Origin of the sequence: Prolixibacter sp. SD074 (assembly GCF_009617895.1) — a bacterium.
Lineage (GTDB): Bacteria > Bacteroidota > Bacteroidia > Bacteroidales > Prolixibacteraceae > Prolixibacter.
This window is the reverse complement of record NZ_BLAW01000001.1, coordinates 3,822,358-3,842,242: the sequence shown is the minus strand read 5'-3', so window position 1 is coordinate 3,842,242 and position 19,885 is coordinate 3,822,358. Positions and strand designations below refer to the sequence as shown.

Sequence of the window (19,885 nt, the reverse complement as noted above, 5' to 3'; positions counted from 1 at the left end):
GAGGCAGCATCAGATAAGTACGTTCAACTATTTTTCCCCTTCTTCGTGGAATAGTACCAGACGGGTCCCACTTTTCGAACCGGATAGCACCGAGGCATTGGTGACCACAACGGAATTAACACCTTGTTTCATTGCATTGAAACCGGTTGTCAGCTTGGGAATCATTCCGCCATTGACCACTCCGCTTGCCTTCATTTCCTCAAATTCGGCCATGGTCATCTCATCTATTACCGAATTGTCATCCGATTCATCCATCAATACGCCGCGCTTATCGAAGCAATATATCAGGGTAACCCGGTAACTGGAGCTTAATGCAATAGCCAGTTCCGAAGCAATGGTATCGGCATTGGTGTTGAATAACTGGCCATCACCGTCATGCGTGATGGGTGCAATCACCGGAACCGCACCATTCATCAGCAATTCGCGAAGCATGCGATTATTAACATTTACCACATCGCCTACAAAACCGTAATCGACATCAACAACCGGACGCTTCTTCGCCCGGATAATGTCCAGGTCAGCGCCGGTTAATCCCAGCGCATTGGTCCCGAAAGCCTGAAGCCGGGAAACCAGATTTTTGTTTACCAAACCGGCATACACCATGGTAACAGCCTGCAGCGTCGCTTCATCGGTAATGCGGCGTCCTTCAACCATTTTCGGTTTGACGCCCAACTTTTCACCGATGGTGGTCGCCATGCTACCACCGCCATGTACCAGAATTTTATTCCCGGCAATGCGCGAGAAATCCCGAAGCAGGTTTTGAATCGATTCCTTTTCCTCAACCAGCTTTCCACCCACTTTGATGATGGTCAGATGTTCGATCATTTTAGTTCCTCCAATATCATTTTTAGCACGGCCTGTGCCGACACTTCGCGGTTGGCTGCCTCTTGAATGACGATGGAATTCGGACTGTCGATTACTCCATCAGAGACGACCATATTCCGGCGAACCGGCAAGCAATGCATGAATTTAGCCTGATTGGTCAGTGCCATTTTCTCCTCGTCAACTGTCCAATCTCTGTCGAGGGAAAGTACCTGCCCATAACTACTGTAAGATGCCCAATTTTTTGCATAAATAAAATCGGCACCCGAAAAAGCTTTCTTCTGATGGTATTCGACTTTGATATCTCCTATAAATTCAGGCGCTAACTCGTATCCTTCAGGATGCGTAACCACCAGCTCGTAGTCGGTTTGGCGCAGCCATTCCACAAACGAGTTGGGCACGGCCTGGGGCAATGCCTTCGGATGAGGCGCCCAGGTGAGCACTACTTTCGGCTTTTCTTTGGTCTTGAATTCCTCGATGGTAAAGTGGTCGGCAAACGACTGCAAAGGATGCCGTGTGGCTGCTTCCATACTCACCACCGGTACACCGGAGTAATCAACGAACTGATTGATGATTTTTTCCTGGTAATCGTCATCTTTATTTTTGAACTGCGCGAACGCACGAACTCCGATAATGTCGCAATACGAACCGATAACCGGAACCGCTTCACGTAAGTGCTCGGGTTTATCGCCATCCATCACTACGCCCAACCCTGATTCCAGCTGCCATCCTTCCTGATTGACGTTCAGCACCATGGTATTCATGCCAAGGTTCATGGCCGCCTTCTGCGTACTGAGCCGCGTACGCAAACTGGAATTGAAGAAAATCAAAATCATGGTTTTGTCCTTCCCAAGATGCTGATAAGCAAACGGATTTTTTTTCACTTCGAAGGCCGTTTCCAGCGCTTCGTTCAGGTTGGGTAAATCGTATACCGATGTGAAATGTCTCATCTTATTTTTTCAGTTTCATGATTTGTTTTGAATGCTTCAGCTCATTATTTGGGACGAACCTGGCCATCACCTTCTATCAGCCACTTGTAGCTGGTTAGTTCTTCCAGTGCCATCGGCCCACGGGCATGTAGCTTTTGCGTACTGATACCAATTTCGGCACCCAGCCCGAATTGCGATCCATCGGTAAAAGCCGTGCTGGCATTGGTATACACCGAAGAGGCATCCACCAGTTTACGAAACAGTTCGAGATGTTCATGGTTCCCGGAAACGATAGCTTCGCTGTGCTTTGAGCTGTACTTCGCAATGTGATCGAGCGCTTCTTCGAAGGAAGCGACCGTTTTGATGGCCATCTTGTAATCGAGGAATTCGGTCCCAAATGACTCTTCAGTAGCCGGTTTCAATAAATCTTCAGGATAATGATCTTTCAATGCTTCCATTGCCTGCTCGTCGGCAAAAATTTCCACCTGGCTTTCCGGCAGCAATTCGGCCAGATAGGGCAAATCGCCCAACCGCGACTCGTGAATAATCAGGCAGTCAAGTGCATTACACACACTGGGACGGCGTGTTTTCGCATTATTGATAATTTCGCGCCCTTTCTCCTCGTCACCGAACTCGTCAAAATAAGTGTGGCAAATGCCGGCGCCCGTTTCGATGACCGGGATAGTGGCATTTTCACGCACATAATTAATCAATCCCTGGCTTCCCCGGGGAATGATCAAATCAACATACCCCCGGGCATTCAGCAATTCGCCGGTTGATTCCCTTCCGGGAGGAAGCAAGGTGAGCACTTGCGTATCGATATTGAAAGCTTGAAGCACTTTATGAATGATGGACACAATGGCTTTGTTCGAATCGCCCGCATCGCTTCCCCCTTTCAGCACACATACGTTTCCTGATTTCAGGCAAAGCGAGAAGACGTCGAATGTTACGTTGGGACGTGCTTCGTAAATGATGCCGATAACGCCAAAAGGCACGCTGACGCGTTTAATGTACAGACCATTCGGGCGTGTTGTTTCCGACAACACTTTCCCCAATGGGGAAGACATGGATGCCACATTCCGCATATCTGCAGCAATTCCTTCAATGCGCCCAGCCGTCAACTTCAATCGATCATATTTTGGATCGAATGGAGCCATCCGCTGCAAATCTTTTTCGTTCTCCGCCAGAATAAATTCTGTCTCTTTTACGGCTTCATCGGCAACAGCCAGCAACACCTGATTGATGGTTTCTTCTGTTACCAGACTTAGTTTCCTGCTTGCCTGAAGCGCCTGCTCAAATTGTTCACGATACTGCATGTCCGGTCGTTTTTTTTCAGTTTCTGTTGTTTCAATAAGTGGGCCCTGTTATTCTTCCCCAACAGTGGAGAACAATATTCTTTAAACGATTTGCGCCCCATTAAAATTATTTAGCTATTTCTCAAACTATTTTGGATATTTCTTAAACCGTCTTAGATAACTATCGAAATTAACTAGAGCGATTTCTATATTGTATTACTTTTTATATGTCTTTTTATGATACTTCCCTAATTATTATCAATTTTTTACTGAATTGATTCAATACCTATAAAAATTCTATTGATGTTTTTCATAAATATATTGATGTCATTTAAATAGTTTTTGTCACCTTGCTGAAGTGTTTTAATTTTTCTAAAATTTCTTACAGACAATTCATTCGACTCCCCTAATTTTCCAACATCTCCAGAGAGAAACACCTCCGCTAAAACCGGGCGCTACCCCAGGTAAAGGTAATCGTAATGAATAAATGGCTTGTCGTATTTAACACCCATCTCGCGCTCCACTATTTTGGATGAAAAACCCGCTTTCCCCAGACCGAGTAGTTTACCATTACCATCTTTTACCCGCACGATGTCGCCGGTTTTAAACTGGCCCTGCACACCGGTAATCCCGATGGTGAGCAGACTGGTTGCTCTTTCTGAAAGCAGCGCATCGCGGGCGCCATCGTTCACAAAGACTTCGCCTCGCGCAAAATCGTCGGAGTGGGCCAGCCACTTTTTCACCGTATTTGATTTCCTTTTCTCCGGCTCGAACCAGGTATGCGGAAGCGCTGAACCCTTCTCCATTAGATCGGTGATGACATTGAGCCGAATACCGTTGGCAATGTGTACCGCTACTCCCTGACTGGCTAGTTTGGAAGCAATAGAACTTTTGGTTAGCATGCCCCCCCTGCCGAAATTCGATTTTTGAGCCGAGACCAAATCCTTCGGAATTCTTTCCCCTGCCGGGATGTGTTCGATCAACCCGCTTCCCGGAACGTCGGGACTTCCCCTGAATACACCATCCACATTGGTCAGAAGAAACAGCGCTTCAACATCCATCATCGAAGCGATTAAGCCGGAGAGCTCATCGTTATCGGTGAACATCAACTCCGTAACTGAAATCGCATCGTTCTCATTAATAATCGGTATGACACTGCTCTCGAGCAACGTATTGATGCAATTGCGCATGTTCAGGTAGTGCTGCCGATCGCTGAAATTTTCCTTGGTTGTCAACACCTGGGCACATGTCAATCCGTGTTCCCGAAACAGGTCGGCATACCGGTTGATGAGCTTAACCTGCCCCACCGCCGACCACAATTGCCTTCGCGAAACGGTATCGTGTTTTTTCTGCGGTTCCACTTCTGCCCGTCCTGCCGCCACTGCGCCCGAAGAAACAAGAATGACCCGGACTCCCTTCTTCTGCAAAGCAGCAATCTGATCGACAAAGTGGGCCATACGGGCCACGTTCAGCATGCCATCGTCACGGGTGAGCAAATTGCTCCCGATTTTTACCACAATACTGGAATAGCGATTTGCCATGGGAAGAATGCTTTTTTTTTCCTGAAAAGTACATTTCAGGTGAATCGTGTCCCACATTTTTAGAGACAGATATTTAACCGTTGTTAATTTTATTGTACGAAACCAATAACCCCTGGATGAGTGCCGATGAAAATCCCTGATGTTCCATCGCGTTAAGCCCGGAAATGGTGATTCCTTTCGGCGTGGTTACTTTGTCGATCTCCCTTTCGGGATGATGGCCGGTTTGCAGAATCAGTTCGGTAGCCCCTTTCACTGTTTGGGCCACAATTTCCTGTGCCACTTCGGCTCCGAAGCCAATTTCAATTCCGCCTTGCGTTGCTGCGCGAATAAAACGAAGCGCAAAAGCAATTCCGCAAGCACCCAAAACAGTGGCGGCGGCCATCAGTTCTTCGTTGATATAGATAACTTTTCCCAACGTTTCGAACAGTTCCTGAATTACTTCTTTTTGCCCATCATTGCAATCAGGCGCCGAAATACAGGTCATCGATTCCTGCAAAGCGATAGCCGTATTGGGCATCACCCGGAACGGGATAACGGTTTCGGGCAACCACAATTTCAGACTTTCGAGACTCACACCGGTCATCAACGAAGCCAGCATTTGACCGGGAATCAAAGAACTACGAATTCCCTGAAGTACACCTTCAGCCTGGTAGGGTTTGACTGCCATAATAACCAAATCGGCTCCTTTCACTGCAGCGGCATTGTCTGCAGTAACACGAACACCTTGTTTCGCCAAATCTTCCAGCAGGTGTGGCCGCCGACGGGTAACCACCAGCTGTTTAGCCGGCATTCCGGCTTTCAAAAAGCCTTCGGCTATGGCACGTCCCAGATTTCCTCCGCCAATGATGCAAATATTCAGGTTCTTCATAGCTATCTACGTTTTTTTATATTGTATTCCACATTACCACAAACCTAAAGCAGAATCAAAATAAGACATTCAATTTAATACATTTTGCCAGTATTTTTAACCAATTATTAACCCAATACCTTTTCAAGCGCCGATAAAAACCGATCGACTTGCTCACGTGTAACGCTTAGGGGAGGTAAGAGCCTGATAGTGTGGGTGCCGGTGACTCCGGTAAATATCTTTTCTTCGAAGAGCAATTTCTTCCTGATTACTGCAATGGGCTGGTCAAATTCCAGTCCGATCATCAGACCGCGGCCCCGAACTTCCTTGATTTTATCAATGCCGGCCAGCGATGTCATCAGGTAATTACCAATGATTTCGGCATTTTCGATCAATTGTTCGCTCTGCATGATATCCAGCACAGCAATGCCGGCTACACAAGCAAGGTAATTTCCACCGAACGTAGTTCCCAGCATTCCTTTCCGGGCTTCGAATTCCGGGCTAATCAACACACCGCCTACCGGGAAACCGTTTCCCATGCCTTTCGCTACGGTGATAAGATCGGGTTTTACGTTGGCATACTGGTGTGCAAAGAATTTGCCGCTTCGTCCGTAACCCGACTGAATTTCATCGAGAATAAGCACGGTTCCATAACGACGACACAGTCTTCCGGCTTCTTCCAGGAAAGAAGGTTCTGGTACACGGCAACCGCCAATGCCCTGAATTCCTTCCACGATAACGGCAGCTACATCGCCTTCCATGAGTTCGTTTTCCAACGCATCTATATCATTCAGCGGGAGGATGATTCGGTCGACAGTATCGTTCAGTGGTGATATAATGGCTGGATTATCGGTGACGGCCACTGCTGCCGAAGTTCGTCCATGAAAGGATTTTTCGAATGATACAATGCGGGCTCTTTCGGTATGGAACGAAGCCAGCTTTAACGCATTTTCATTGGCTTCGGCACCGGAGTTACACAAGAAAAGTGAATAATCTTCGTAACCGGAAAGAGCTCCCAACTTATGAGCTAGTTCATGTTGCAGCGGATTCTGTACCGAGTTGGAATAGAATCCGATCTTTTTCAATTGCCCAACCAGCACCTGCACGTAATAGGGATGCGAATGCCCCACTGAAATAACGGCGTGCCCGCCATACAAATCGAGATACTCAACGCCATTTTTATCGGTAATGATACATCCTTTGGCTGTCACCGGTTCCACTTCGAACAGCGGATATACATCGAAAAGTTCCATATGTTTCGAATTTATTTTCGGGATTAAAATGCGACCGGCTTCAGGTTGAGGCCGGCTGTCTCATTCAACCCGAACATCAGGTTCATATTTTGTACGGCCTGTCCCGAGGCGCCTTTCAACAGGTTATCAATGCATGACAGGATGAGCAGTTTCCCGTCGTGTTTTTCCAGGTAAAGCAATGCTTTGTTGGTATTCACTACCTGTTTCAGGTCGGGATTACCGGGCGACAGGTGCACAAACGGATGCCCTTCGTAATAGCGTCGATACAATGCGCGGGCCTCTTCAACTGTTCCTTCAAAACCGGTGTACACCGAAGCAAAGATGCCACGTGTGTGGTTTCCCCTTACGGGAATGAAGTTCAGCCGCTGCTCAAATTGTCCCTGTAACTGCGCCAGACTTTGCCGGATTTCGCCCAAATGCTGATGCTGAAAAGCTTTGTACACCGACACGTTGCCGTTACGCCAGCTAAAATGTGACGTACCCGAAGGCGACTGTCCTGCCCCGGTTGAACCGGTAATAGCATGCACGTGCACTTCCTGCGTAAGCAAACGGGCCGAAGCCAGCGGCAGTAAAGCCAACTGAATGCCGGTAGCAAAACATCCCGGGTTGGCAATGCGCTTCGCCGAGCGAACCGCTTCGCGGTTCAACTCAGGCAAACCGTACAGAAAGTCATTCCCTTCCCGCTTTAAGCGGAAATCGTGGCTCAGATCGATAATTTTAACCCGCTGCGGGACATTGTTCTTTTCCAGGTATTCGGCCGACTTGCCATGTCCCATGCACAGGAAAATTACATCAACGGCATCGAAGTCAATATCCGAAAACACCAAATCGGTTTCCCCGATTAAATCTTTGTGCACCGAAGTAACCGGTTGCCCGTCGTTACTGGAACTTTGTATACAGGAAACATCGGCAGCCGGATGATTTAACAGGATGCGCAAAAGCTCACCCGCCGTATAACCCGCACCGCCCACGATCCCTGTGCTTACTGTAGCCATTGAATGCGTTTATTTCTTATTGACCGAATAGAAAATCTTCAACTGGTTGCCCAGAATTTTGGTAAACCCTTTGGCGTCATCGGCTGTCCAGCCTTTGTTCATCTCGCCGTATTCACCAAATTCCGACTTCATCAAATCGTGCTCCGATTCAATTCCCACCAACTGGAAGGTGTAGGGACGAAGTTTGATAATCACTTTGCCGGTGACATTTTCCTGCGTACTTTCCAGAAATTTCTCGATGTCGCGCATGACCGGTTCCAGGTACATCGCTTCGTGAAGGAACATCCCATACCAGTTGCCCAGCTGATCTTTCCAGTATTGTTGCCATTTGGTCAGCGTATGTTTTTCCAGCATCTGGTGCGCTTTGATGATGAGCATTGGGGCGGCAGCCTCGAATCCCACACGGCCTTTGATACCAATGATGGTATCGCCGATGTGCATATCACGGCCGATGGCCCACACCGAACCGATTTCTTCCACTTCGCGAATAGCATCAATGGAGCTGAAATGCTTGTTACCATTCACTCCTTTCAGCTGTCCTTTCACAAAATCGAGGGTCAGTATCCCCTCACCTTCCTTCTTCAGCTGGCTCGGATAAGCCTCTTCCGGAAGTGCCTGATTGCTGGTCAAAGTCTCCTTGCCGCCGATACTGGTTCCCCATAGTCCGGCGTTGATGGAGTAAGTCATTTTATTGTAATCGGCTTTCACGCCATGCTCTTTGAGATAGTTGATCTCAAATTCACGGGTCAGCTCCATGTCACGCGTTGGCGTAATAATTTCGATTTCGGGAGCCAAAACCTGGAAAGCCAAATCGAACCGAACCTGGTCGTTTCCGGCCCCGGTACTACCGTGAGCCACATATTTGGCGCCAATTTTTTTCGCATACTCAATGATGGCGATGGCCTGAAAAATGCGCTCCGAACTGACGGAAATCGGATACGTATTGTTTCGCAATACGTTACCATACACCATGTACTTAATGCCTTTCTGGTAATACTCTTCCGTTACGTCAAGCATTTTATGACTCTTCACGCCCAGTGCGTAAGCCCGTTTTTCAATATCGGCCAGTTCTTCCGGAGAAAATCCTCCAGTATTGGCAATTGCCGTATGAACTTCCAGGTCCTTTTCTTTCGACAGATAGATGGCACAATACGATGTATCCAAACCTCCGCTAAATGCCAGAACTACTTTTTCACTCATAACTGTTTATGCTTTTTTCCGTTAACCGGATAAGATGATTACTCTGATTTTTTCCCGTTTTTGTTTTCGGCCAGCGCCTGTTTTTCCGCTTTGCGTTTATCGACCCACTCGCGAAATACCTGGAAAGGCGTTTTCCCCTTTTTCCCGTTGCCATTTTTCCATGCAGGATCGTAAAGCATTCCGGTACAAAGGCATTTGCTACGACTGGTACGCTGCAGAATATCGTAGTTCACACAGCTCTGGCAGCCTTTCCAGAATTGCTCGTCGTCGGTTAGCTCCGAGAACGTGACCGGCTTGTACCCCAGGTCGGAGTTGATTTTCATTACGGCCAGACCGGTAGTCAAACCAAAAATCTTGGCCTCCGGAAATTTGGAACGCGACAATTCGAAAGCACGCTGCTTGATGCGCCGGGCCAAACCATGTCCCCGGTAATCGCGCGGCACAATCAACCCCGAGTTGGCCACAAATTTATTGGTACCGAAGGTTTCGATGTAACAAAAACCGGCAAACGTATCACCGTCGAGGGCAATAATGGCTTTGCCTTCTTTAATCTTCGATTCAATGTATTCATGTGTCCGGCGCGCAATACCCGTACCGCGCTCCTTCGAAGCCAGGTCGATGGCGTCGTTCACTTCGTCCACATACTTAACGTGCACCTCGGTGGCCACAACGACCTTGATGGCAGATTTTTCGTCTTTGTTATTCTTCTTTAGCGGAAACATCTTTTGCCTTATTAATCAATTTTATCTTCCAGTTTGGGCATGGTCATCGTTAACACGTTGATGACATCATTACGACCAACTCCCTCTCTGACAATTAGCAGGATGGTATCGTCACCTGCAACCGTTCCTAATATTTCAAATAAATTTGCTTTATCAATTACCGATGCAATGCTGCTGGCATACCCGGGCAGTGTTCGTACTACGCCCAAATTTCCTGAGAATTCCACCTTCAGAAAACCGTCGGCCAAAAAATTGGCATGCGACATATCGGGCATTGATTCATCGATATCCGCCAGATTTTCACGCAAACGGTATATATATCCATGTTGTGAATCGCTGATTTTCATTACCTGAAGCGATTTTAAATCACGCGAAAGCGTCGCCTGCGTCACCTCATATCCCTCTTTATTCAACCGAATCAGCAACTCGTCCTGGCTGCTGATTCGGTCACCGGAGATGATTTTTTTGATGGCCAACAGACGTTGTGTCCGATTCTTCATTATGAATATTTATTTATCTTGATTGCAATTTTATGCATTAACATCGAACTTTTATGCATTTAAATGTAAATTTATTCATAATTTTGACCCATACGCAAAAGGTGATGAATAATTATTAATTATTTTACATTGAAATTTTGGGCTCATTGCAGGAAATAACCTATTTTTGTGCCGTGCAACATGTCTTTAGAATATCAGAAAGACACGCTGAGAAATGCGTTTTTACTGCCGGGTCCAAGGCAGTGGGAACGCATTTTTTTTGTCCATGTGTTTCGAAAAATCAATACACTCAGCAATAAAACCAACCGGAAATGCAAAACGTGCAGAAAGCAAAACTGATTCTTGAGGACGGGACTGTATTCGAAGGAAAATCATTTGGATACGACAAGTCGGTGGCCGGAGAAGTGGTATTTTACACGGCTATGACGGGTTACCCCGAGAGCCTCACTGATCCTTCCTACACCGGGCAAATCCTGGTATCGACTTACCCCATGATTGGAAACTACGGTGTTCCGAACGACAGGGAAGAAGATGGAATATTCAGGTATTTTGAGTCGGACAAAATTCATGTGAGCGCACTTATCGTGTCGGATTATTCATTTGAATACAGTCACTGGAACGCCATGAAAAGCCTGGGAAACTGGCTGAAGGAAAACAAAGTACCGGGACTGTTTGATATCGACACCCGCGCCCTGGCCAAAATACTTAGGGAAAAGGGTTCGATGCTTGGTAAGATTGTTTTCGATGGCGATGCCATCGATTTTTACGACCCGAACGAGGAAAACCTGGTTTCCCGCGTGAGTACCGATAATGTGGTTACCTACGGAAACGGCGACCACAAAGTAGTATTGGTCGACTGTGGAGTGAAAAACAACATTATCCGGTGCTTGCTGCAACGAAACACAACCGTTATCAAGGTTCCATGGGACTACGATTTTAACCGGGTAACGTGCGACGGCATTTTCCTCTCCAACGGCCCCGGCGACCCTGCCATGGTGCAGGAAACCGTCGAGAATGTTGGCAAAGCAATAGACGAAGTAAAACCCATTATGGGTATCTGCCTGGGTAATCAGCTGCTGGGACGCGCTGCCGGAGCCGATACCTATAAATTGAAATACGGTCACCGCAGCCACAACCAGCCGGTTTTGCTTACCGGAACCGATAAATGTTACATCACTTCGCAGAACCACGGTTTTGCCATCGACGACAAAACCCTGCCGGATGATTGGGAGCCAATGTTTGTGAACGTGAATGATCAGACCAACGAAGGGATTCGCCACAAAACAAAACCCTTCTTCTCTACGCAGTTCCACCCCGAGGCCTCTTCCGGCCCGGTGGATACGGAATTCCTCTTTGATGATTTTATTGACAACATCAAAAAGTACAAAAAGCAATGAACCGGCCGAATGAAGCAGGTACCCTGACTTGTTCATTCATCATTCAAAACGACTGAAAATCATGCTCAACAAAGATATCAAGAAAGTAATCGTCCTCGGTTCGGGGGCACTGAAAATTGGCGAAGCCGGCGAATTTGACTATTCCGGTTCGCAGGCACTCAAAGCGCTGAAAGAGGAAGGTGTAGAGACCGTTCTGATTAACCCGAATATCGCCACCATTCAAACATCGGAAAACATTGCCGACAAGGTTTATTTCCTTCCGGTAACGGCAAAATTTGTAGAAGAGGTCATTAAAAAGGAGAACCCCGACGGTATCCTGCTCGCCTTCGGTGGACAGACCGCCCTCAACTGTGGTGTCGATTTATTCCGTGGCGGCATTCTCGAAAAATACAACGTCAAGGTGGTCGGTACGCCGGTGCAATCCATCATTAATACCGAAGACCGGGAGATTTTTGCCGGCATTCTGGGCGAAATTAATGTCAAAACACCCCGAAGCGTTGCCTGCTCAACCATTCAGGAAGCACGGGCTGCCGCCGAAAAACTGGGATTCCCGCTCATCATACGGGCTGCCTATACATTGGGAGGCATGGGCTCGGGTTTCAGTTCCAACATGGACGAGCTGAACAAACTGGCCGATAACGCCTTCTCCTACTCGCCGCAGATTCTCGTGGAAGAATCGCTGAAAGGCTGGAAAGAGGTGGAGTACGAAGTGGTTCGCGACCGTTTCGACAACTGTATCACCGTGTGTAACATGGAAAACTTCGACCCGCTGGGAATCCACACCGGTGAATCGATTGTGGTAGCACCTTCACAAACGCTTTCCAATAGCGAATACCATAATCTGCGTCAGCTCTCCATCAAAATCATCCGTAAAATCGGTGTGGTTGGCGAATGCAATGTGCAGTTTGCCCTCGATCCGAACTCGGAAGATTACCGCGTGATTGAAGTGAACGCCCGGTTGTCGCGATCGTCCGCGCTGGCATCGAAAGCAACCGGTTATCCGCTGGCTTTTGTGGCGGCCAAACTCGGACTGGGCTACGGCTTGCACGAGCTGAAAAACGCCGTGACCAAAGTTACCACCGCCGCTTTTGAACCGGCGCTCGATTATGTGGTGGTGAAGATTCCCCGCTGGGACCTCACCAAATTTTCCGGCGTGTCGAAAAACCTGGGCTCCAGCATGAAGTCAGTTGGCGAGATTATGGCCATCGGCCGCTCGTTCGAGGAAGCCATCCAGAAAGGTATCCGGATGGTTGGCCTGGGCATGCACGGCTTTGTAGCCAACAGTGGGCAGGCGAAAATCGACGATGTGGAGAGCGAACTGCAACAACCGACCGACCGTCGTATTTTCGCTATCGCGGAAGCCTTCCATCATGGTCATTCGGTTGACAAAGTGTGGGAAATGACCCGCATCGACAGGTGGTTCCTGCAGAAGCTGAACAATATATATATCCTGCGTAACGAGCTGGAGAAAATCAACAAGCTGGAAGACATCCCTTATGACATGCTCCTGCTGGCCAAAAAGCAAGGCTATTCCGACTTCCAGATTGCGCGCCTGGTCCTCAAAAGCCCCGATGAAGAGATACACGGCGACTTGCTGAAGGTACGCGAATACCGGAAAAAACTCGGTATCGTTCCTTACGTGAAACAAATCGATACCCTGGCGGGCGAATATCCGGCCCAGACCAATTACCTGTACATGACCTACAACGGGTCGGAGCACGATATCACCTTCCAGCACGATAACCAATCGGTGATTGTGCTCGGTTCGGGTGCTTACCGGATTGGCTCGTCGGTGGAGTTCGACTGGTGTTCGGTGAATGCCATCAACACCATCCGGAAGGAAAAATACCGCGCCATCATGATCAATTACAACCCGGAAACGGTTTCGACCGATTACGATACCTGCGACCGGCTCTATTTTGACGAGCTCACCTTCGAGCGTGTGATGGACATCGTGGAACTGGAACAGCCCAAGGGAACCATTCTTTCTATGGGCGGTCAGATTCCGAACAACCTGGCCATGCGCCTGCACAAGCAGCATGTCCCGATTTTGGGAACCACGGCAGAGAAGATTGACAACGCCGAAGACCGGAATAAATTCTCGGCCATGCTCGACCGTCTGGGCGTTGACCAACCGCGCTGGAATCAATTGACCACCATTGAAGACATTTACAAGTTTGTAGGTGTAGTCGGTTTCCCGGTACTGATTCGTCCTTCGTACGTACTCTCGGGCGCGGCCATGAACGTGGTATCGAACAAGGACCAGCTGCAACACTTCCTCGAACTGGCAGCCCATGTTTCGAAAGAGCATCCGGTGGTGGTTTCCGAGTTCATCGAAAATGCCAAGGAGATTGAGATGGATGCCGTGGCCAAAGACGGTGAAATGGTGGCTTACGCCATTTCGGAACATGTGGAATTTGCCGGTGTACACTCCGGCGATGCAACCATCGTTTTTCCGCCGCAGAAATTGTACGTGGAGACCATCCGCCGCATCAAGAAGATTTCGCGCCAGATTGCCGAAGCGCTGGAAATTACCGGCCCGTTCAACATGCAATTCCTGGCCAAGGATAACGACATCAAAGTAATTGAGTGTAACCTGAGGGCTTCCCGCTCCTTCCCGTTTGTTTCGAAGGTCCTGAAGACAAACCTGATTGAGATTGCGACCCAGTCCATGCTCGACGTGCCATTCGAGAAGCCTGACAAATCGCTGTTCGAACTGGATTACGTGGGAGTGAAAGCGCCGCAGTTCTCGTTCCACCGGTTGCTAAATGCCGACCCGGTACTGGGCGTGGATATGTCCTCGACGGGCGAGGTAGGCTGTATCGGTGAGAACTTCTACGAAGCGCTGCTGAAGTCGATGCTTTCGGTGGGTTACCGCATTCCGAAGAAGAGCATCCTGATTTCTTCGGGGCCAACCCGCGGGAAAGTGGAATTGCTGAACAGCGCCCGCATGCTGAAAGAGCGCGGATTTACCATTTACGCCACCGGTGGAACGCACAAATTCTTCCTCGACAACGGTATCCAAACGGAAATGGCTTACTGGCCCGACGAAGAAGATCAGAGCCCGAACACGCTGGATTTGATTCGCGAGAAGAAAGTGGAAATGGTGATCAACATCCCGAAAAATCACACCAAACGCGAGCTGTCGAACGGTTACCAAATCCGGAGAAACGCCGTCGATTTCAATATTCCGCTCATTACCAATGCGCGGGTGGCCAGTGCCTTCATCTATGCCTTCACGAAAATGACGGAAGAGGATATTGTCATTAAATCGTGGGACGAATACAAATAAAGCACAACTCCATAAATTGAACAAAGGCTGTCCCGAACGTGCATGGCACAATTGGGGGCGGCCTTGTTGGTTATCAGGCCTATGCTTTTCATCGAAGGGGCGTAGCCCTTCAATCTTCGTAGTATCGTTTATTTAGTGGTAAATTAGGGGCGTAGCCCTGGCATCTATCTTTTTTCATACCATTCAAATAGATATTTCGGGTCATATTCCACATCAAATTTTTTCAAAAACAACACATATTCCTCCTGAAATGATTGTTTCTTATGATGTTCAGGCTGGTTCAACACATATTTTACTACCCTGTCGATATGAGACCTGGAATAGGTAAATGCCCCATAACCATCTTGCCAGGCAAATTTTCCAGGTATAAGTTTTCTATTGTTTAACCAATTTGACGAACCCGATTTTACCTGTTCCATTAATTTGGATGGAGATATTGTGGGGTGCATCCCCACAAAAACATGGGAATGATCCGGGTTACAATATATTGCATAGGTTTTGCAATGATGGTTGGTAATAATGCCACACATCACTTTTTCCAGTTCATCCCTGAATTTTTCCTTTATAAAATTCCCCCTGCCTTTTACAGAGAATACATATTGGATATATAGCTGGGTGTATGTGTTTGCCATGTCCTTATTATTTTGAGATTTCAGGGCTACGCCCCTTCTGTTTTATATCGACTCATTTTTCTACGAAGATTGAAGGGCTAACGCCCCTTTTTTCTATGAAAGATGACAGCTTGCTCACTCAACGGCTATCGCTATTGTTTCCATCAACAAAAAGGTAAACTATTATTTACTTTTCGACAAGCAAAGCACAACTCCATAAATTGAACAAAGGCTGTCCCGAACGTGCATGGCACAATTTGGGGCGGCCTTGTTGGTTATCAGGCCTATGTTTTTCATCGAAGGGGCGTTAGCCCTTTTTTCTACGAAGATTGAAGGGCTAACGCCCCTTTTTTCTATGAAAGATGACAGCTTGCTCACTCAACGGCTATCGCTATTGTTTCCATCAACAAAAAGGTAAACTATTATTTACTTCCTGACAAGTAAAGCACAACTCCATAAATTGAACAAAGGCTGTCCCGAACGTGCATGGCACAATTGGGGGCGGCCTTGTTGGTTATTACTATGCTTTTCATCGAAGGGGCGTAGCCCTTTTTTCTACGAAGATTGAAGGGCTAACGCCCCTTTTTTCTATGAAAGATGACAGCTTGCTCACTCAACGGCTATCGCTATTGTTTCCATCAACAAAAAGGTAAACTATTATTTACTTCCTGACAAATAAAGCACAACTCCATAAATTGAACAAAGGCTGTCCCGAACGTGCATGGCACAATTGGGGGCGGCCTTGTTGGTTATTACTATGCTTTTCATCGAAGGGGCGTAGCCCTTCAATCTTCGTAGTATCGTTTATTTAGTGGTAAATTAGGGGCGTAGCCCTGGCATCTATCTTTTTTCATACCATTCAAATAGATATTTCGGGTCATATTCCACATCAAATTTTTTCAAAAACAACACATATTCCTCCTGAAATGATTGTTTCTTATGATGTTCAGGCTGGTTCAACACATATTTTACTACCCTGTCGATATGAGACCTGGAATAGGTAAATGCCCCATAACCATCTTGCCAGGCAAATTTTCCAGGTATAAGTTTTCTATTGTTTAACCAATTTGACGAACCCGATTTTACCTGTTCCATTAATTTGGATGGAGATATTGTGGGGTGCATCCCCACAAAAACATGGGAATGATCCGGGTTACAATATATTGCATAGGTTTTGCAATGATGGTTGGTAATAATGCCACACATCACTTTTTCCAGTTCATCCCTGAATTTTTCCTTTATAAAATTCCCCCTGCCTTTTACAGAGAATACATATTGGATATATAGCTGGGTGTATGTGTTTGCCATGTCCTTATTATTTTGAGATTTCAGGGCTACGCCCCTTCTGTTTTATATCGACTCATTTTTCTACGAAGATTGAAGGGCTAACGCCCCTTTTTTCTATGAAAGATGACAGCTTGCTCACTCAACGGCTATCGTTATTGTTTCCATCAACAAAAAGGTAAACTATTATTTACTTCCTGACAAGTAAAGCACAACTCCATAAATTGAACAAAGGCTGTCCCGAACGTGCATGGCACAATTTGGGGCGGCCTTGTTGGTTATCACTATGCTTTTCATCGAAGGGGCGTTAGCCCTTTTTTCTACGAAGATTGAAGGGCTAACGCCCCTTTTTTCTATGAAAGATGACAGCTTGCTCCTCAACGGCTATCGTTATTGTTTCCATCAACAAAAAGGTAAACTATTATTTACTTCCTGACAAGCAAAGCACAACTCCATAAATTGAACAAAGGCTGTCTCAAACGTGCATGGCACAATTGGGGGCGGCCTTGTTGGTTATCAGGCCTATGTTTTTCATCGAAGGGGCGTTAGCCCTTTTTTCTACGAAGATTGAAGGGCTAACGCCCCTTTTTTCTATGAAAGATGACAGCTTGCTCCTCAACGGCTATCGTTATTGTCCATCAACAAAAAGGTAAATTATTAGCATTTACTAACTGCTCCTCGGCAAAAAGTAAAGCTTTTAGCATCTGTTAATTCCTTCCCTAACGGAAAAAGGATGCTTTCAGCATTTGCAAATCCCTTCCCTGACGAAAAAGTGAGGCTTTCAGCATTTACTAATGGCTTTCCTAACGGAAAAGTGGAGCTTTTAGCATTTACTAATTGCTTCGCTGGCAAAAAGTCGAGGTTTTCGCATTGGTGAATAACATTCTTCCCAAAAAAATATGTCCTGGCGTTTTGTTGAACATCCGGGTTAATTTTCCTAAAATTGCAGGCGAAACAAACCTGCCGGACAAACCAATGAATGTAACAGGAATAAGTAATGAACCGCAAAAACATGTATCTATGAAGACTTGGTATTCCTTATTCGCTATATTGATTCTCTTTTCGGCATGCAGCCATAAAAAGGCGAACAAGCTGAAGCACATCCCGTCGTTGCAGACCATTGACAAACCTTATGGCCAGCTGACGAAACTGGAAACTGATACAACAAATGTAAGGCATTGGCCATTTTTGGTTTACACCCCGTCGGAGGAACGCATTAAGCACAAAATGCCTGTTATTCTATTTGTCCCGAACAACTCCGGAAAAGCAACTGACAATTTCGATTGGGAGGCCAGGCAGGCCATTAAGGATGCCCGCTCCATGGCCCCGGAGCTGACTGAAGAACTTCCGGTGATTTATGTAACGTCTATTTTCCCACGTCCGCTGCAATACGAACGGTGGAGAATCTATACACAGGCCCTCGACCGCGACGTAATGACCACCGAGCACCAGGCTCTGTCACGCCTGGATTTGCAGGCCATCGAAGCCATTAATGAAATTAAAGACATTCTGAAAAAGCGTTGGGACATTAAAATCGGATCAAAGATTGCCATCATGGGATTCTCGGCTGCCGGTATGTTTGCCAACAGGTTCACCGCGCTGCACCCGGAACTGGTGAAAGCAGCCGTAGTAGGCTCGCCCGGTGGCTGGCCTATTGCACCGCAAAGCGAATGGGAAGGAAAAGTATTGCGTTACCCGGTGGGTACGGCCGATTTCAAGGAGCTGACCGGTGAAACATTCAACCTGGAGGCTTTCCAAAAAATTTCTATGCTATTCTTTATCGGCAGCGATGATACCAATGATTCAGTACCGTATGACGATGGATATGATAAGGCAGACCAGGATTTGATTTTCACGCTTTTCGGGAAAGACATGCAACAACGTTGGGCCGAATCAGAAAAACTCTACCAAGCGGACAGCACCAATGCAACATTTAAAACTTACGAAGGTGTTGGCCATAAGGTAACCGACCGGATGAAACAGGATGCAATTTTATTCCTGAAGGAAAATCTTCAGTAGTTTGTTACATTTAAACACCTGACTTCCCCGGCTATTACCTAACAAAGGAGCGGTTTCTGAAAACGCCGCTCCCGAATATTTTTTTAACAAAAAGTACAGGTTATGGCACTCAAAAGACGTGAGTTCATCCGAAAATCAGCCATATGGGCCGGGGTGTTGGCCATTAATCTATCCATGCAATTTTGCACTTCGGGCCCCCGGCCCGAAAATGTTTCATTTGCTGTTTGCTCCGAGGTAAATGCCGATGTGATCCCCGATGCTGCGACACGGCTGAAGGAATTCGTCAAAGCGGCGGAAAAGAATCACGTCGATTTCATCATTTCACTGGGTGCGTTCTGTCCGCCAAAGCCCGAGTACAGGGAATTCATCAATATATGGGACCGTTTTGACGGCGACAGCTACCAGGTTATTGGCGAGCACGACCTGGATGAAGCGACCAAGAACGATTTTATTCGCTTTACCGATATGCCTTCGAACTATTACGCTTTCGAAAAAGGCAACATCCATTTCATTGTGCTCGACACCAACTACCTTTTTTTCCGCAACGAATACATCGGTTACAACCACGGGAACTTTTACGACCAGGTGAAAAAAGGGTTGAACTATGTTAGTCCCAAAGAGCTCGATTGGCTGAAGAAGGAGTTGAAACGCTCCAACCTCACCACCATCATTTTCTCGCACCAAAGCCTCGAAGATCCGAAGGGCTGTGCCAATGGCGCTGACGTACGGAAGATTCTGGAAGAAGCAAACAAAGAGGCGGGTTACACCAAAGTGATCGCGGCTTTCAGCGGACACGGTGCCACCGATGTTGAAAAGGCCATCAACGGCATCCACTACATCCGCATTAACAGCATGTCGTACCGCTGGGTGGGCGAAGACTACCAGAGCAGCAAGCATTACACGGCAGCTATCGACCACGATTTCCCGCTGGCAAAGTTCACGCTTCCCTACAAAGAACCACTATATGGCATCGTGAAAATTACGCCCGGAAAACTGACGCTCACCGGAAAGCAGACGAGCTTTATTCTGCCCGGGCCAGCCAACCTCGGAGTGCCTTATGTTCTCAATGGCTCACCGGTAACTCCGGAGATTTCGAATCGCCAATTTACCTGGAGAAAGCCGACGAAATAACTTCTCTTTAAAAGAATTCATTTACCTTTAACTGAATATAATCAAAA

16 protein-coding genes are annotated in these 19,885 nt (G+C 47.1%); 4 read left to right on the top strand and 12 right to left on the bottom strand.

Features of this window, described 5'->3' with window-relative positions:
* Positions 1-27 precede the first annotated feature (27 nt).
* From argB to GJU82_RS16470, 10 genes are all read right to left on the bottom strand, one after another.
* Positions 28-825, bottom strand: a complete 798-nt coding sequence (argB, locus tag GJU82_RS16515; RefSeq protein WP_153633159.1) for an acetylglutamate kinase — start codon at positions 823-825, stop codon at positions 28-30.
* On the bottom strand, positions 822-1,772 hold the full coding sequence (locus GJU82_RS16510; RefSeq protein ID WP_153633158.1) for an N-acetylornithine carbamoyltransferase: 951 nt from the start codon (positions 1,770-1,772) through the stop codon (positions 822-824). The genes argB and GJU82_RS16510 overlap by 4 nt, the downstream gene beginning before the upstream one ends.
* Before the next feature lie 44 nt (positions 1,773-1,816).
* Entirely contained in the window at positions 1,817-3,067 is a 1,251-nt protein-coding gene (locus tag GJU82_RS16505; protein ID WP_153633157.1) for a glutamate-5-semialdehyde dehydrogenase, read from the bottom strand.
* A 434-nt stretch (positions 3,068-3,501) separates the two neighbouring features.
* A complete protein-coding gene (gene proB, locus GJU82_RS16500; RefSeq protein ID WP_153633156.1) occupies positions 3,502-4,587 on the bottom strand; it encodes a glutamate 5-kinase in 1,086 nt (361 codons plus the stop codon).
* Positions 4,588-4,660: 73 nt separating this feature from the next.
* The gene (proC, locus tag GJU82_RS16495) at positions 4,661-5,455 is read right to left on the bottom strand and encodes a pyrroline-5-carboxylate reductase (RefSeq protein WP_153633155.1); all 795 of its coding nucleotides are present in this window, start codon (positions 5,453-5,455) and stop codon (positions 4,661-4,663) included.
* Positions 5,456-5,562: 107 nt separating this feature from the next.
* Complete coding sequence (locus GJU82_RS16490) at positions 5,563-6,687, bottom strand: aspartate aminotransferase family protein (protein WP_153633154.1); 1,125 nt, start codon at positions 6,685-6,687, stop codon at positions 5,563-5,565.
* A gap of 23 nt (positions 6,688-6,710) precedes the next feature.
* Positions 6,711-7,682 carry an N-acetyl-gamma-glutamyl-phosphate reductase gene (argC, locus tag GJU82_RS16485; protein ID WP_153633153.1) on the bottom strand — a complete coding sequence of 324 codons (972 nt, stop codon included), beginning with the start codon at positions 7,680-7,682 and terminating at the stop codon, positions 6,711-6,713.
* Between the two features lie 9 nt (positions 7,683-7,691).
* Complete coding sequence (locus GJU82_RS16480) at positions 7,692-8,882, bottom strand: argininosuccinate synthase (protein WP_153633152.1); 1,191 nt, start codon at positions 8,880-8,882, stop codon at positions 7,692-7,694.
* A gap of 38 nt (positions 8,883-8,920) precedes the next feature.
* Complete coding sequence (locus GJU82_RS16475; protein WP_153633151.1) at positions 8,921-9,604, bottom strand: GNAT family N-acetyltransferase; 684 nt, start codon at positions 9,602-9,604, stop codon at positions 8,921-8,923.
* 11 nt (positions 9,605-9,615) lie between these two features.
* Entirely contained in the window at positions 9,616-10,104 is a 489-nt protein-coding gene (locus GJU82_RS16470) for an arginine repressor (RefSeq protein ID WP_153633150.1), read from the bottom strand.
* A 311-nt stretch (positions 10,105-10,415) separates the two neighbouring features.
* Between GJU82_RS16470 and carA the strand changes: the two genes are divergently transcribed.
* Positions 10,416-11,501, top strand: a complete 1,086-nt coding sequence (gene carA / locus GJU82_RS16465; RefSeq protein WP_153633149.1) for a glutamine-hydrolyzing carbamoyl-phosphate synthase small subunit — start codon at positions 10,416-10,418, stop codon at positions 11,499-11,501.
* Positions 11,502-11,562: 61 nt separating this feature from the next.
* Positions 11,563-14,793, top strand: coding sequence for a carbamoyl-phosphate synthase (glutamine-hydrolyzing) large subunit (gene carB / locus GJU82_RS16460; protein WP_153633148.1), 3,231 nt, complete (start codon positions 11,563-11,565; stop codon positions 14,791-14,793).
* Positions 14,794-14,957: 164 nt separating this feature from the next.
* Here the strand turns inward: carB and tnpA (GJU82_RS16455) are convergent, their stop codons facing one another.
* Positions 14,958-15,425 (bottom strand): IS200/IS605 family transposase, encoded by a 468-nt coding sequence (gene tnpA / locus GJU82_RS16455; protein WP_153633147.1) that lies wholly within the window; start codon positions 15,423-15,425, stop codon positions 14,958-14,960.
* A gap of 819 nt (positions 15,426-16,244) precedes the next feature.
* Positions 16,245-16,712 carry an IS200/IS605 family transposase gene (tnpA, locus tag GJU82_RS16450; RefSeq protein WP_153633147.1) on the bottom strand — a complete coding sequence of 156 codons (468 nt, stop codon included), beginning with the start codon at positions 16,710-16,712 and terminating at the stop codon, positions 16,245-16,247.
* Between the two features lie 996 nt (positions 16,713-17,708).
* On the opposite strand from tnpA (GJU82_RS16450), the gene GJU82_RS16445 reads away from it, so the two are divergent.
* Entirely contained in the window at positions 17,709-18,707 is a 999-nt protein-coding gene (locus GJU82_RS16445) for a S9 family peptidase (protein WP_153633146.1), read from the top strand.
* Positions 18,708-18,809: 102 nt separating this feature from the next.
* The gene (locus GJU82_RS16440; RefSeq protein WP_153633145.1) at positions 18,810-19,838 is read left to right on the top strand and encodes a metallophosphoesterase; all 1,029 of its coding nucleotides are present in this window, start codon (positions 18,810-18,812) and stop codon (positions 19,836-19,838) included.
* Positions 19,839-19,885 lie beyond the last annotated feature (47 nt).

Excerpts from the sequence above, each read along its gene's own strand:
- GJU82_RS16505 (WP_153633157.1), bottom strand. The coding sequence starts at position 3,067 with ATGCAGTATCGTGAACAATTTGAGCAGGCGCTTCAGGCAAGCAGGAAA.
- tnpA (WP_153633147.1), bottom strand. The coding sequence starts at position 15,425 with ATGGCAAACACATACACCCAGCTATATATCCAATATGTATTCTCTGTA.
- argC (WP_153633153.1), bottom strand. The coding sequence starts at position 7,682 with ATGGCTACAGTAAGCACAGGGATCGTGGGCGGTGCGGGTTATACGGCG.
- proC (WP_153633155.1), bottom strand. The coding sequence starts at position 5,455 with ATGAAGAACCTGAATATTTGCATCATTGGCGGAGGAAATCTGGGACGT.
- GJU82_RS16440 (WP_153633145.1), top strand. The coding sequence starts at position 18,810 with ATGGCACTCAAAAGACGTGAGTTCATCCGAAAATCAGCCATATGGGCC.
- GJU82_RS16490 (WP_153633154.1), bottom strand. The coding sequence starts at position 6,687 with ATGGAACTTTTCGATGTATATCCGCTGTTCGAAGTGGAACCGGTGACA.
- argB (WP_153633159.1), bottom strand. The coding sequence starts at position 825 with ATGATCGAACATCTGACCATCATCAAAGTGGGTGGAAAGCTGGTTGAG.
- GJU82_RS16480 (WP_153633152.1), bottom strand. The coding sequence starts at position 8,882 with ATGAGTGAAAAAGTAGTTCTGGCATTTAGCGGAGGTTTGGATACATCG.
- carB (WP_153633148.1), top strand. The coding sequence starts at position 11,563 with ATGCTCAACAAAGATATCAAGAAAGTAATCGTCCTCGGTTCGGGGGCA.
- GJU82_RS16445 (WP_153633146.1), top strand. The coding sequence starts at position 17,709 with ATGAAGACTTGGTATTCCTTATTCGCTATATTGATTCTCTTTTCGGCA.
- proB (WP_153633156.1), bottom strand. The coding sequence starts at position 4,587 with ATGGCAAATCGCTATTCCAGTATTGTGGTAAAAATCGGGAGCAATTTG.
- GJU82_RS16470 (WP_153633150.1), bottom strand. The coding sequence starts at position 10,104 with ATGAAGAATCGGACACAACGTCTGTTGGCCATCAAAAAAATCATCTCC.
- GJU82_RS16475 (WP_153633151.1), bottom strand. The coding sequence starts at position 9,604 with ATGTTTCCGCTAAAGAAGAATAACAAAGACGAAAAATCTGCCATCAAG.
- GJU82_RS16510 (WP_153633158.1), bottom strand. The coding sequence starts at position 1,772 with ATGAGACATTTCACATCGGTATACGATTTACCCAACCTGAACGAAGCG.
- tnpA (WP_153633147.1), bottom strand. The coding sequence starts at position 16,712 with ATGGCAAACACATACACCCAGCTATATATCCAATATGTATTCTCTGTA.
- carA (WP_153633149.1), top strand. The coding sequence starts at position 10,416 with ATGCAAAACGTGCAGAAAGCAAAACTGATTCTTGAGGACGGGACTGTA.